This window comes from Aliikangiella litoralis (assembly GCF_052495765.1).
Genome location: NZ_CP199292.1, coordinates 1,326,434 through 1,340,810 on the forward strand (window position 1 = coordinate 1,326,434; position 14,377 = coordinate 1,340,810).

The following is a 14,377-nucleotide window of genomic DNA, read 5'->3' on the forward strand; positions in this document are numbered from 1 at the left end:
AAGTAGCCTGTTTTACATTAGATTATTAATATTTAAGGCGTTCTGGCTCAGTTTAATAGCAAAATGTCCAAATATTACTAATGATTGTCCGAATTGTAATAATGATTCCACGTCAATTCAGGCATAATTAGACGGGTTTATTAGTCGAATATCAAATAACAATCGAATTCAATTATCAGGATTTTGGGAAAGTAGGAAAAGTTTATGACAAACGTAGTTAAAAAGCATTTAGGATTTGCAATGGGTTTGTTGTCATCGGTGGTGGTGACCTCTGCATTAGCAATGGCACCAGATGATGAGAGTTTTTATACTAGCCTGACTTTTTCAGAACCTTCTCGCCAATGCACCATTTTACAAAACCAAGGACAAACTAGTTGTGATATTGGGGTTAATTTATCCACTTATCGAGTCTATAACACTTCTGGAACGCAAACTGACGGACGGGTTTTTTATTATCAAGGAAGCCAAGTTGCGGCGACTCCTCCAGCTGCAAACTTTACTTTAACTGTAACGGCTGGGGAACATGCTTACTTTGTGGGTGGTGTAGAAAATACTAGCAGTTCAAGTTTTAGTGGTAATTTGGTGGGGGTGTATGAGGATTACACGCCTTTATTTACCCATTCAGCAAGTACCCACAATAGTGTCGTTGGTGACTTTGATGGTAATGGAGAATGGGATACCTATTATCAACCAAAGGTTGCGGACACTATTGGTGGGATTATGCCGGTGGTTGCTAATGCTTATTTAGACTCAACAATTCATAAAGCCTGGACGACTACCCACCCTCAAATTGCAGCCATTAGTGATTGGAGCGAAGCGAGTTATGCGGCTTTTTCTGGCAACTTTAATTCAAACCCAGGCGATGAGTTACTGTTATTAGGTCATAAAACGATTATTTTATTGCACGGTGATATCATCACACCGATAGTCACCTTCCCTGAAGTCAATAATGCAATCGTTTCTTGGGATGGTTCAAACCAGGCGAGTCATAGTGAATTTGAGTTTGATGCTAACCCGGCTGATTATGTGGTGCATGTGGGGGATTTAACTGGTGATGGTTATGATGAAATCTTTTTGCAAGCGAAAACCAAAGGAAGTTCTTCACATATTTTAAGTAATACCGGGGCGCTTATTCAAACACTGAATAGCGGTTTCATGAATATGGATTGGTCGGCTGAATCTTATTCGATAAATATATCAGATACAAAAATCTACTTTAGCGCTCTTAATGCCAGTGATGATGATAATATTGCTTATACAAACAATTCTGGAGCAGTTATATCTTTAGCGAATATTATTACCAAACCTACTATTTCTCCTGGTATTGATAACAAGTTTGTTTTTGAAGGACTTTTATATCGTTACGCTCCTACTGTTGAAGCGAGTTCAGGAACGGTTATTTTTTCACAATCAGGTAAACCATCGTGGATGAGTTTTGATCCCACAACAGGCGTATTAAGTGGGACACCTACAGCAAGCGATATTAATCAATCTCATACAATTACTTTAACAGCCAAAGAAGATAAAACACATACAATTCCAGTTACTCTTTCTGTCAATATTGAGGTTGTAGAAAGGTTTTCTATTAATCAAGCAAACTATAGTGTTTACAAAGATGCGAGTGGTACTTTGTATTTGGTATCAAATAATGGCGTAGATGTTTATAAGATTGTTGAAGATAATGGAGTCAAATTAACAATAAAAATTTCTATGGCTGAATTTAATGCAGCCAATGCGACGCTGCAAACTGACTATCAAGTAGAGTTTGCAGATAGAAACTATGATGGCAACATCGATATTATTTTGGTGCCTATCAATAATGCTAATTTAGACACAATATTAATTAATTACATCAATGCAGAAGTTCATGAGGTTTTTGTTATTGGGGAACCAATGAGAAAAGATCTCAATCATGGGCCAACAACTTTACCAACCAAAGTTGATAACCCTTTAGATGGTACTGACTTAGCAACTGTTGTGGGTAGTTTACCCGCTGACTTTAGCGTGAAGCCGTCTGGCAGTGCTATTTATAACGTGCCTATCACTGTTGCTCCAGGCTCTGCTGGAATGGTGCCTAACTTATCTGTTAGCTACGACAGTTTAGCTGGTAACGGTATTATGGGAGTGGGTTGGAATATTTCTGGGTTATCTGTTATTAGTCTCTGTCCTACAAATAAAGAACAAGATGGTGTTACTGTTCCTAGTAAATTTGGCGCTGGTGTTTATTGTATTAATGGTAAAAAGCTTTACCAATATGGAACAGCCACGGATCGATTTGCTACTGAAGATAAAACCTCAATCAACATTACTCGTGATGTTGTAAGCAATGGTATCGATTCTCAATTTACTGAACATCATACTGATGGTTCAAAAACTATTTTTAAAAGAGTAAGAGCTAATCTTCCACAACATATGATTTACCGAAAAGTTGACCCTGCTGGTAATTATATTGAAATGGTTTATGAAAGTAGTTCAACAGAAGCTCCAAGACTTAAAAGGGTACTTTATACTGGCAATATAGCATTAAGCCAATCTCCATTTAATGAGATTGAGTTTGAGTATGAAGACAGAAATGATGATATTTATAAATATTATAATGGTTTTGAAGTTAGTATTACTAAACGTCTTAAAAGAATTGTTTCAAAAGTTAATGTTAATTCCTCTGGTATAGGTGATGAATTAAGAACATATACCATGCGCTATATTTATGGTGGTGTTAGTCAAAGAAGTTTGATCGCTGGTATTACTGCGTGTAGAAGTACTTCCTGTTTGCCTGAGACTACTTTTGATTGGGAGCAGGGTAGTAAAGCTTATGCTGAGCAGTATAAGTATGAGAATGGTGATCGTTATCATAATTCAAAATATGGAACTCCATGGGGGTATTTATATTTGGACTTTGATGGTGATGGTGTTATTGATTATTGGAAAAATAAAGATGATGAAGGCGAGGATCAAGAAGATGATTTATTAGTTGTTAAAGGGGGAGATACCTTTGAACAAATAGAAGCACTTGATAACTTTTTAGATAAGGACCTGCGTTATAGTATTAAAGTTATTGATTATAATAATGATGGCAAAGATGATGTTATTTATAAAAAAGCAGGCTATTGGCATATTATTCTTGCTAAGCAAATCAGTGCAACTAGATTTCATGATTTTGATAATCCAATTAATACAGGAATTCCTGTTCAAACGAATAAACTAGGCGATGTTTTAAATCTGACTGTTCAGGTAGCTGATCATAATGGAGATGGATACCCTGACATTACATATATCCATGATAATAAAATTTGGCTTCGTTATAATCTAAATGTTGATTTGAATACGCCACCAAACCAAAACTTATTTGGTGAAGCCATACAGCTTAACCTTATACCTTATCTTACTGATATTCCACCGAATGAATTAGAAGACCATAGGATTGAAAGGGAGAAGTTATTAAAATATTTTTTCTCTAACACAGATAAATTTTTTAATGTTTTTGATATTGATGGTGATGGTGTTGCTGAATATCAAGTTGGAATACCACAGAGAGTTATTAGTGATCGAGTGGATGGTGATTGGGTTTTGTTTTCTAAAGTATATAATGGTTCCACCGAGGTTACTGAAGGAAACCTGAATCCTGCTGGTACTCATTCAGACTCTTTTTACGCAACGAGCTACGCTCAATGGGAAAGAAACGACTATAGTAGTACTTATGATGGATATGAAACGCAATTTGTAGATCTTAATGGTGACGGCTTACGAGATGTTTTTTCTGTATACTCCATCGATAGAAAAATGACTTTATTCCATGGACTGGCAATTGGTACACCCGTTTTTGCATCAAACGGTACTCCTCTGGCTCCAGTGTATGAAGAGCCAGTTAGCTCTCCCGGAACAATGGAGAGCTATGGCGATGGTGGCGAAGATTATCATGAAATGAAGTTTTACTTTGTTGATTATAATTCTGATGGTTATCAAGATTTAATACACGGTAGCGAGTTTAATAATAATACTTATGTCAGGTATTTTGATGGTAAAAAGTTTTTGCCATCAGAGCAAATTTCTATTGCGACTACTGGATTAAAATTTAGTCGGATTATGGATGTTAATGGTGATGGATTACTAGACTTTGCGTACTTTGAAGGTCGAATGTATCACCGACTAAGTACAAGCAAAAAAAGAGATTTAATTAGTGGTATTTATGATGGCTCATCACTTAAACGCACAATCGAATACTCGACGGATGTTCATACTAAAGATGACGATGCCGCTGAAAAAAGCTGGGGTAATGGTAGCTTAGTGACTGATGTCGGCGGATCTATTCATTTAGTTAAAACCACTAAAAAAATGAGTGGCGATTTAAATACTTGTGATGCAACTAGTTGTTTTGAATGGTTTGATTTTGAGTATAAAGGTCTAAAAGCGCAAATAGGTAGAGGGCTACTTGGTTATCGTGAGTTTAATATTACCGATCATGTTCAAAATAGAATAGTTAATAATGAATATCGTCAAGACTTTCCTTTTACCGGTTTATTAAAGTCGAGAACAATAGTGACGGGTATTACTGGAGAACAGAGTAAAGAAAATCTGAGTGTTTTATATAATGAAAACTCTTTTGGATTAGCTTACGCTCAAGAAACGACAATTAAAAATTATGAAAATAATTTACTGCTATCAGAGAAAACTGTTACCAATTTAAATGTAGATGAGTTTGGTAATCCCGGTATTATCGAAACTTTAGTAGTTGATTCGATTAATTCAGAAAACTTTTCTACTACAGAAGTTTTTGAGTATGGTTTACATAATCTACATTTTGGTGGGCGGTTAGAACGAAAAACAACAACCTATTCTCGTGCTAATGAAACGCCAATTACTCAAGTGAATGACTTTGAATACTTTAGTAATACAGGCTTATTGCATAAGAAAATCGTTGATCCTTCTGATAAAGTAGGAAGTTCCGGTGCTGATGAGTCTAGCCAGGTTTACGGCATTACTGAAACTTACGAGAGAGACAGTTTTGGAAATATCACTTCGACCGAAATATCAGGTACAGATGATGTTAAAAAATACGTTAAAGTCGAATTTGATAGCTTAGGTCGATATGCTGAATATCAACATTCTTATCCAGATTATCCTTCTGTGGTTAGTGTTATTACAACCGAAACGAGCTTCCACTCTATTTTCGGCACAAAAACGAGTGAAACATCTGCTAATGGACAGACAACTTACTTTGGCTATAGTTTGTTAGGAAGATTAAATTTTCAAAATGCACCTGATGGCACTTATACCACCGTTAAAAAAGTTTTATGTAGTACGGTTTCCGATTGTCCAACGCGAGCCTATTACAAAGAATTGACCACAGCTTCTCACGGGCCAGACTCTGTTGTTTATTACGATGAATTAGCGCGCAAAGTAGAAGAAAAATCTGAAGCCTTAACTTGTAATAACAATCAAGGTGTAGCTGATGTTTGTTCGGGGCGAGAGGTTAAGTGGATTCATAAAATTTATGGCTATAATAATAAAGGTCAGAAAACAGTTGAATCTAGGGCTCACTTCTCAAATGAACTAACTCCCCTAACTGATTTTAATAACGTCACTAGCTTACCGTCTGGTTACGCCAGTTTTATTGCTGACTCTCAAGGTCGGCCTATTACGCATTATCGTGCGGATCGCTCAGAGTGGACTACTAGTTATAATGGTTATAGTACAACTATCACTAATCCTGCTGCTAATAGCACAACCAAAAAAGTAAACGCTTTAGGTGAATTAGTTAAGGTGAAAGATGCTAATAATCAAGAGATTACTTATAAATATGATGCATTAGGTTCTTTACGTTTAATTAGACGCTTACATTCTAATATTTCTGGAGGGAGTGGTTATATTGATACAGTGATTGCAAGCGATCATTTAGGTCGGAAAGTATCAATGGATGATCCTGATAAAGGGATTGTTAAATATCGGTATAACTCCCATGGGGAGCTTGTTTGGCAGCAAGATAATAAGCAACAGATTTCTATTATGAAATATGATTCACTTGGGAGAAATATAGAGTCTTTAGCTTACACCGATTTTAACAGTCAATTACTTGATCATCATACAAAATATTATTATGACCTAGCTGATAATGGACTTGGGTTATTACAAAAAGAAGAAGATGTTCTAAATAGTATCACTAAAGAATTCACTTACAATGTTATGTCTCAAGTAATAAGAGAGAAAACCTCTTTTGCTAATGGACAAGATTTATATAGTGATGTGGTTTATGATAGCTTATTTCGTATAAAAGAAACTTATGATGCGAGTAATGAAAATGCTGGTGTTAGTTATAGTTATTATGACAATTACTTGGTAAGTAAGACCGATCTGTTATCTGGTACTCTTCTTTGGAAATTTTTACAAGCAGACTCCATTGGCAACACTTCTATCTTTCAGTATGGAAATGGGACAGTTAATTATAATGTTTATGATAAAAATGATGGTACTTTAGAAGCTATTATGGCTGTCAAAAACGATACTCAGTCGTTACAACATGTTAAATATAATTTTAATAGTTTAGGCAATCTTGAGTATAGAGAAGATATTTTAGTTGGTTCTGCTGGTACAAAAGAAACTTTTGATTATGACAAAATTAACCGTTTAGATAGTTGGAGTATTCAACTAGATTCGTTGACTGATTATTATGATGTTAATTATGATCATTTAGGTAATATTAGTTACAAGTCAATTATTGGAAGTTATCAGTATGGTGAAACTCAATGTGGTAGGGGTGCGGGGCCACATGCAGTTACCACTGCTGGCGATAATCATTATTGTTATGATGCAAATGGTAATATGACTTCTGGTGGTGGAAGAACGAGTGTTCTGTATAACACTAACGATAAACCAATCAGAATTATTACCGAAAAAAATCATAAGACGGATTATTTTTATGGGTTAGGTGGAAGTCGCTTTAAGCGAGTTGATACTGACTCTGATGGTAAAGTTAAAGAAACTTTATATGTTGGTAATATTGAATTTATAAGTGAAAATGGTCGATTAAACAAAGTTCTTAGGCATATAGAAGGTGTTGCGATTGATACCTTTATGCCAAAAACAGGTGTAAGAAAGTTAGAGTTTTTACATCGTGATCATTTGGGGTCGGTAGAATTAATTTCTGATATTACTGGAAATACTGTACAGAAGTTTAGTTATGATCCTTGGGGTAATCGAAGGAATGACTCTTACCATATTCAACATACGTTTGGTGCGATTGATTCTGCTCTTATTTATGCGGTAGAAGATTTTAGACGGGGGTATACCGGGCACGAGCATATTGATGAAGCGGGTCTTATTCATATGAATGGTCGTGTTTATGATCCTCGTTTAGGTCGGTTTTTATCGGCAGATCCGTTTGTTAAAACAGCGGAGAGCATGCAAAGTTTTAATCGATATACTTATGTATCAAATAATCCCTTGAATGCGACTGATCCGAGTGGTTATATTGAAGTATCTCTCGGTTTTGGAACTCAATATGATTTTAATAATTATAATAGTCATAGTGGTTCCTATCTGGAGTTCAGTTATCAAAATAATTATCAGCTGACTAATAGTAATGGTAACGTGGATATAGCGTTTAGATATGGGCTTGAGAGCAATGCGTTAGCTTGGAGTGCTTTTGGGGGGCAGAAGGGGCAGGTTGGTAGTGCTGGTCGGGATTTGTCGTTTAATGGAGGTGTTGGCAAGGATGGAGTTGGTGGTAAGCACGACTCGTTAGACTCTTATTATCAAGGAGGAAGTAAAAGTATTTTAAAAGGAGCTATAGAAGGAGGAATAAGTTCAACAATAGAAATGAGTATGAAAATGCATGGGGTAAACTATCTTGCTGATTTATTAGATGTTGATATGTCAATAGAATCTTTATTTGGCGAAGATAAAAATAACGAACAGAAATTTGGCCGAGATATTGGACCTATTATTCCATGGACAGGTTTTTTTTCGTCGGTTAAATCATCTCTAGTAAAAGTTAGTCAAAACCTACAATCTTCTTTAGCTTCTACCTTTTCTATCGGTGGAAAATATGGTTTGGATACACATTTTGTAGAAGGTTTTAAAATATTTGAAGTTATTAACATAAAAGGAACTCGAGTTTTCGCATTAGAATACCATAATTATGGAAAACCTTTGGGAGAAAAAGTACTTCATGTTCATCTTGGACTTTCAAATAAGCAGAGAAAAATGCATCGACCACAACAAGGTGGTTGGGGTGGCATTGTTGATCAATTACGTGGAATTACAAGAGATAAAAAAGGTAAGATTGCTGCACAGGAAAAATTAAAAACTACTTGGAATAAATTATGGGGATTCGAATGATAGTATTTTGGCCAGTAATTATTTTTTTTAAAGATTGGGAGATTGGTTTTTATGAAAATGAAAAAAAATTTTATGAAGAAAGTGGTTGTGATGAAATTGATTTTTCAAATGATGTAGAACATATAATAGATTCTACTGGGAGGGTTTTAAACTTTCATTTGGAACATAATAAATTAATTTTAACTAATGATTTAATAAATAAAGATTATATTATTGAAAAGTATGCAACATACTTTAAAAGTCTTAATAGAATGAATATAAATGTAGAAAGTTTTAAAAATCAGGCAATTTATCGAAATGTTTCAGAAATAGTTAGTTTAGCAAATAAATATTACAATTTTTAACGAAAAAAAATCAATGGGGGGCAGGTAATTGCTCAAAAAGCGGGGGCATTTAGACTTTACGGTGAGTTCACTATGAATTCACATAGTTGAGGTATTTTTCCTAACTGTTTTATACGATCTTCTAAGTAATGCCAAAATGAAATACCATGGCGCTGACAGGTTTTCTTAAGCGATAAAAATGTATCAATAGAATCTCGGCCATTATCGCTTTTTGGTAATTGCTCAAAAAGCGGGGGCATTTAGACTTTACGGTGAGTTCACTATGAATTCACATAGTTGAGGTATTTTTCCTAACTTTTTTATACGATCTTCTAAGTAATGCCAAAATGAAATACCATGGCGCTGACAGGTTTTCTTAAGCGATAAAAATGTATCAATAGAATCTCGACCATTATCGCTTTTTGTGCATCCACTAATTTTTCGACGCTTAACAAACTCGCGAATATCCGACTCGCTCAAGTTATTATGAAGTGGAATTGAAGGATTCACCAAACATTTAAGTAAAGTGGTTTTCATTAGGTATAAATGCTCTAACGCTTTATTAAGCGCGGAGAAGTTTTCAACAGGCTTACACAAATTATCAAATCGTTTTTGTAGATTACTTTTTTACCATCATACTTTTTACTAAATTATACGTCATACAATTTACTAAAATTTGAGCAGTTTTACCGCGCTATTGTCGTACACTATTTTAGCTTTGCCAAACTATTGTCGTACGCTGTACCAAATTGTCATCGAACACTTTGTGGATAACTTTTTTAAAACAATTTTTGCATAAAAAAAGGGCTTTCGCCCTCGGTAAAAATTTGCTCTAATGCTCGCGTAGCGAGCATTATAAAGTGCCGTTGGAAGTTCTGATTAAGAGACTTGCTGCTTGATCAATTCCTCGTGCGATCGCCAATGCGGTTGCACGAGGACGTGATTAACATGAGTAATTGTCACCAACTTTTTTGTTTCTCTCGCCGCTTCGATAAGGCTGGCTAGACACAGGTTTCTACAGAGCCGTAAGTTGCCCTCACTTGAGCGAATAATTAAGGCCATTGCAGCTTCGTCGAAAGTGTTAACGCCTAGCTTGGCACTTTCCAATTCTTTGACGATATAGCGCTCCATATCTTCATCATTAAGCGGTTTAATGCTGGCAGAGTAGGTGATTCGGCTTTTAATGTCTTTGTTTGTGCTGAGTGATAGATAGTGTAATAGTTCCGGTTGACCCAGTAGCACCAGGTTATGATTTTTAGGAAAGCGTTCGAACAATAAACGCAATTTTCTTAGCACCGATAAATCGAGTAAGTGCGCTTCATCAATCAAAATGTATAAGGTTTTACGCTCTCTCACTTGCGCGAAGGCAGCTTGAATTAAGTCGCTTTCAATCTGTTTTTCGCTGGTTTCAATTTTAAAAGATTCAGCCAGTTGCCAGAGAATTTGCCGATAAGTATGCAGGGTGCGCGAGCAGGAGACAACGGTGCATTCGCGTTCATTGTTAAGACGCTCGATGTACTCTCGCAATACGGTTTTGCCGACCCCCGGCTCACCAAGGATTACCGAAAATCCGCCTTGCTGCGCGTGAATTTTAATAATGTCGGCAATGCGTTGTTGTTGTGGTAGTAGGTTAAGTTTTTCACGTTTGAACGGTGTTTGGCTAATGCCGAAGATAGCATTGATCATTGTGAAACTCCTTGACGCGGTTGCTTAGCGTTAAAGTAAAGGTTAAGTGGCAGGGCGTCGCCCATGCGTTGGTTTTGGTAGTAGAGTACGTAACGATTTTTGTGCGAGCGATCAAAACGCACTTGAATCGTTTTACCGCGTAAATCGACAGGGCATTCGAACTTTTGCGCATGGATTGAAAATATGTTGACCGAGCTGACCTTGCGCTCTTCTTCAACAAAAAAGACTTCGTCGGCATATTCATCATCAAGTAGGTAATGAATGCGTGCATGGTCAAGGTTGAACCTGTCCAGAGGCTTCATTTGTATGCCTTGGTGAGGTTGATTATTATAGTGGCTTTCTATCCAGTCTGTGGTTTTCTGGTTGAGTTCATCAAGCGAGTTAAACGAATGATTAACGACTAAAAAGCGATCACGAAACCCTCTAAAAAAGCGTTCGATTTTACCTTTGGCGGCCCCATCGCGAACGGGAGCGTGAGAGAGACGAATGTTGAGCCTGATGCAAGCCTGGAGTATTTCCTTCGACTTGTAATTGGAACCATTATCGAAGTAAAGTCGCTCTGGTTTACCGCGTTTAAACAAGGCGCTTTTAAAGGCTTCAATCATGTTTTCGGTGTTGTCGTGGTAGAAAAACTCGGCGTGAGTAATAAGACGACTGGCATCGTCGATAAAGGCGATCAGAAAGGTTTTTTTCCATTGACCATTGGCTTGCAAAATGGCCGGTCCGTGCATGGTATCGGCCTGCCACAGCTCATTGGCGTACTGCATAGCAAAAGCGACACGGAGCTTCTCCGCGGTCTCTTTGCTCAGCAGGTTATTATCGCGAATTAAGCGATAAAAAGTTGTAGGCGCTAGTTGTTGACGACAGAAATAATTGCGCTCCAGCAAGCAGCGATAGAGGGTGCTTTTGGGGATTTGACCGACCTTGTTTTGTCGTAGCGAGGGTAATACCTCGTTAATCGCTTCAGCAAGTTGTGATAAAGAGACTTTACGCTGAGTGTTTTTGTCGGCGCGAACTTTTCGCTCAAGCGTGGTTACACCATTTTTTTTATAACGGTACAACCAGGTACTAATCGTACGCCAGGTAAAGCGATAGTGCTTGCCTGAAGTTTGCTCAAAAAAGGTTTGTGAACTAACGGCCTGGACACGTTGACGAATGCTATTGCCGGGTGCGTAGTCAACCGCGGCCAGCACTTTAAGGCGGATCTCAAGTGGTGGTCTTTTAGAATATTCAGACATAGAAATATCTCCGGTAAAAAATGGAGCGAGGAGACTAAAGTAAGCAACGAAGCGATTCGAGTGACAAAGTTTGTGGCAGTGTTGATTGACTCGCTTGAAGTCGATCAAGGCGGCAAATAAACGCGCATAAAAAGGTAAACCAATAAAACTGATTAGGCTAACAATGACATTTGTAAACGACTTTGGATGCGTTGCAAATGGGGTTGAGATGCAAACAACGCTTGAAGCGTGGGTAGTAATAACGCAAGCCGTCGACTGTTAAAGGGCGAGCAAGGTTGACAGGTTCTTTGCAGCAAGCTCCGTATGTTCGCCAACTTTGACATAAGCGAGTTAAGCCAGCGCCAAGCCTGACGAGGCTCCGTTCGATGGTGGCCCACAGCGCCATGCCATGCCTTAGATATAGGCAGACCGTCAAACAACGCGATAACAAAAGCTAGCAGAGTTTGCAGCGGATAATGCTTGTGAGGAAGTACGACGTCGAGATAAAGCTGCCGTGTGCGACCACAGCCCAAGTGGCTACCTCGATTACTACATAAAATACGCTTACCAACAATCGCTCGAAACTGATAATTCAGTTGTTTATAAACGTAACCGTGCGAAACCCACTCACAATTTTTAAGGCAAAACTGACAGGCATTACTCTGTGGAATAGATTTTAGACGATGAGAGAAAGACTCAAGCTCAAAAAGTGAAGAAAAAAACACCTGCATAAAAATTAACCGATTGTAAAAAAGTCAAAATTCTACAGAGAAATTTAATTTACCGAATTAGCGTTATAACGAAAAATTAGAGGACGACGGTAAATTGGTAAAAAAACGATGGATTGTTCGACGGTAATCTGGGAAATTACACATGACTTCGCCAATGAGGTTGAACCAAAACACTATTCACATGTGCGATGGTAACGATTTTTTGAGCCTCTCTGGCGGCATCAATTAAACTGCCATAACAGAGGTTCCTGCAAAGTCTTAAGTTACCCTGCGCACTTCTTATGATGAGTTCCATTGCCCCTTCATTAAAGGTGTTAACTCCCATTCTGACAGCTTCTAACTCTTTAACAATATAACGTTCCATATCGTCATCGTTTTGTCGTTTAATGTTGACCGAGTAAGTAATTCTACTTTTAATATCTTGATTAATATTCAAAGCACTAAACGGGGACAGCCTTAACTTTTAAGTCTTCAAACTCAGCCCTGACTCAGGGCTTTTTCAATTGGGTTTTGTTGGGTTGGTTGAGTGTGATTGCTTGGCTTGATTTCAATGGTTGAGGCTTCCCGCTTTCGGCTTCGTCTTAGGTAGTTTGGTTGTCACACCCTACGCATCTGACGAATGCTAATGGATAGCGCATGGATATTGGCTTACCGCTGTCAGACAGTGGTGTGTATTTTAAACAAATTGTCTGACACAATCGCTACAGGCTAATGCTTATCAAGGCTTACGTGTCAGACAGGGTTAAAAGATTAAAGTGGTGTAATCGCCTCCCGCCAACGTCGATTAAGCGGCTGGGTATACCCAAACCGCAAATGGGGTAAGGCATATAAAGCCAGTTGAATATGGTCGGCTTGCTGACCGAGCAACACCATCTGAATGGGTGGCTCAAAATGGGGTGCGGCTTCTGGATAACAGCGGGAAGCCGAGTCCGGCACAATGGTTAATGGCTCCCGCCAATGCCATTGAATTTGCCGGAAATAAGGGTAAGGCTGCAAAGCAAAGTTATATTGCGGCAGGGTTTTATCAGTAAATTCATGACAGCCGGGGCTGTTTGCGTAAAATTGCATTTAGTCATAGTAACCTCTTTGGTAGGTTGTTGTGATTAGCTGGCTGTTTGGGTTGCCGCCCATTCAGCTAGCGCTTTAATGGCTCAATTAATTTGAGCGTTGTTGTTGAATCAAGGCATCAAGCATCTCACTAATAAATTTCTGTTTCGCTCTCGGCATTAAAGACACTTGTTCAATCTGTCGTTGCAGGGTGGAAGCTGGCCCTCGTTTGTTCCGGAATCAATGGGGTCAGAGTATTTGGTTTTTCTGGATGTAGAGGTATATAGTAGCAAATCACATTTTCAATGGTTATTACAGAATGGCTCGACAACCTCGCTTAAATCTTCCGGATGTTCCTCAACACGTGATTCAACGTGGGAACAACCGCGAAGTTTGTTTTTTTGAGGAACAAGATTACAAGGTTTATCTATCCAAATTAGAAGAGTATAGCCAAAAACTGAAAGTATCAGTGCATGCGTATGTATTGATGACCAATCATGTCCATTTGCTAATGACTCCTAAAACAAGTGATGGTGTTAGTCGATTGATGCAGTCGCTAGGACGTTACTATGTTCGTTACATTAATCACAAATATGAAAGAACTGGAACTTTGTGGGAAGGACGTTATAAATCCACTTTGATTGATAGTGAACAGTATTTATTGACAGTGAGTCGGTATATTGAGTTAAACCCAGTAAGGGCGGAGATGGTGGCTCAACCAGGTGAATACCCCTGGTCAAGTTTTCGAAGAAATGGGTTAGGAGTAGCAATAAGTTTAATTACCCCACATGAAGTTTATGAGCGTTTAGCTAAAACAGATAAGACACGTCAAAAACGTTATTTAGCCTTATTTGAAAAAACATTAAGTGAGTATACATTAGAAGAAATTCGCCAATCAGTGAATCGTGCATGGGTTTTGGGGAGTAGCAAATTCAAACAACAAATAGAGAAAAAGACCGGTAGGCAGGCCGAGCCGAGGCAAAGAGGAGGCGATAGGAAGTCTGAGTCGTTTAAACGAAAGAATCAAATGCTCTGACTC

Annotated in this window: 10 protein-coding genes; 3 read left to right on the forward strand and 7 right to left on the reverse strand. The window is 38.0% G+C overall.

The genetic code is table 11. From position 1 onward, the window contains the following. The first annotated feature begins 204 nt into the window (after positions 1-204). Positions 205-8,334, forward strand: coding sequence for an RHS repeat-associated core domain-containing protein (locus ACT5E3_RS05680; protein WP_444997342.1), 8,130 nt, complete (start codon positions 205-207; stop codon positions 8,332-8,334). Further along, complete coding sequence (locus ACT5E3_RS05685; protein ID WP_444997343.1) at positions 8,331-8,678, forward strand: hypothetical protein; 348 nt, start codon at positions 8,331-8,333, stop codon at positions 8,676-8,678. The genes ACT5E3_RS05680 and ACT5E3_RS05685 overlap by 4 nt, the downstream gene beginning before the upstream one ends. A gap of 56 nt (positions 8,679-8,734) precedes the next feature. Here the strand turns inward: ACT5E3_RS05685 and ACT5E3_RS05690 are convergent, their stop codons facing one another. From ACT5E3_RS05690 to ACT5E3_RS05720, 7 genes are all read right to left on the reverse strand, one after another. Beyond that, positions 8,735-8,917 carry a hypothetical protein gene (locus ACT5E3_RS05690; RefSeq protein ID WP_444997344.1) on the reverse strand — a complete coding sequence of 61 codons (183 nt, stop codon included), beginning with the start codon at positions 8,915-8,917 and terminating at the stop codon, positions 8,735-8,737. Positions 8,918-8,924: 7 nt separating this feature from the next. Then, positions 8,925-9,254: an IS66 family transposase gene (locus tag ACT5E3_RS05695; protein ID WP_444997345.1), complete on the reverse strand. Its 330-nt coding sequence runs from the start codon at positions 9,252-9,254 to the stop codon at positions 8,925-8,927. Between the two features lie 282 nt (positions 9,255-9,536). Next, the gene (locus ACT5E3_RS05700) at positions 9,537-10,343 is read right to left on the reverse strand and encodes an ExeA family protein (RefSeq protein WP_444994433.1); all 807 of its coding nucleotides are present in this window, start codon (positions 10,341-10,343) and stop codon (positions 9,537-9,539) included. Next, entirely contained in the window at positions 10,340-11,581 is a 1,242-nt protein-coding gene (locus ACT5E3_RS05705; RefSeq protein WP_444994432.1) for a DDE-type integrase/transposase/recombinase, read from the reverse strand. The genes ACT5E3_RS05700 and ACT5E3_RS05705 overlap by 4 nt, the downstream gene beginning before the upstream one ends. Positions 11,582-11,733: 152 nt before the next feature. Then, the gene (locus ACT5E3_RS05710) at positions 11,734-12,291 is read right to left on the reverse strand and encodes a hypothetical protein (RefSeq protein WP_444994431.1); all 558 of its coding nucleotides are present in this window, start codon (positions 12,289-12,291) and stop codon (positions 11,734-11,736) included. 136 nt (positions 12,292-12,427) lie between these two features. Then, positions 12,428-12,727 carry a hypothetical protein gene (locus ACT5E3_RS05715; protein ID WP_444997346.1) on the reverse strand — a complete coding sequence of 100 codons (300 nt, stop codon included), beginning with the start codon at positions 12,725-12,727 and terminating at the stop codon, positions 12,428-12,430. A gap of 314 nt (positions 12,728-13,041) precedes the next feature. Then, on the reverse strand, positions 13,042-13,359 hold the full coding sequence (locus ACT5E3_RS05720) for a hypothetical protein (RefSeq protein ID WP_444997347.1): 318 nt from the start codon (positions 13,357-13,359) through the stop codon (positions 13,042-13,044). 298 nt (positions 13,360-13,657) lie between these two features. On the opposite strand from ACT5E3_RS05720, the gene ACT5E3_RS05725 reads away from it, so the two are divergent. Beyond that, positions 13,658-14,374 (forward strand): transposase, encoded by a 717-nt coding sequence (locus ACT5E3_RS05725; protein ID WP_444997348.1) that lies wholly within the window; start codon positions 13,658-13,660, stop codon positions 14,372-14,374. Positions 14,375-14,377 lie beyond the last annotated feature (3 nt).

Bases quoted from the DNA above. Each gene is read 5' to 3' on its own strand.
- ACT5E3_RS05680 (WP_444997342.1), top strand. From the start codon at position 205: ATGACAAACGTAGTTAAAAAGCATTTAGGATTTGCAATGGGTTTGTTG.
- ACT5E3_RS05685 (WP_444997343.1), top strand. From the start codon at position 8,331: ATGATAGTATTTTGGCCAGTAATTATTTTTTTTAAAGATTGGGAGATT.
- ACT5E3_RS05690 (WP_444997344.1), bottom strand. From the start codon at position 8,917: ATGCCCCCGCTTTTTGAGCAATTACCAAAAAGCGATAATGGCCGAGAT.
- ACT5E3_RS05700 (WP_444994433.1), bottom strand. From the start codon at position 10,343: ATGATCAATGCTATCTTCGGCATTAGCCAAACACCGTTCAAACGTGAA.
- ACT5E3_RS05705 (WP_444994432.1), bottom strand. From the start codon at position 11,581: ATGTCTGAATATTCTAAAAGACCACCACTTGAGATCCGCCTTAAAGTG.
- ACT5E3_RS05710 (WP_444994431.1), bottom strand. From the start codon at position 12,291: ATGCAGGTGTTTTTTTCTTCACTTTTTGAGCTTGAGTCTTTCTCTCAT.
- ACT5E3_RS05720 (WP_444997347.1), bottom strand. From the start codon at position 13,359: ATGCAATTTTACGCAAACAGCCCCGGCTGTCATGAATTTACTGATAAA.
- ACT5E3_RS05725 (WP_444997348.1), top strand. From the start codon at position 13,658: ATGGCTCGACAACCTCGCTTAAATCTTCCGGATGTTCCTCAACACGTG.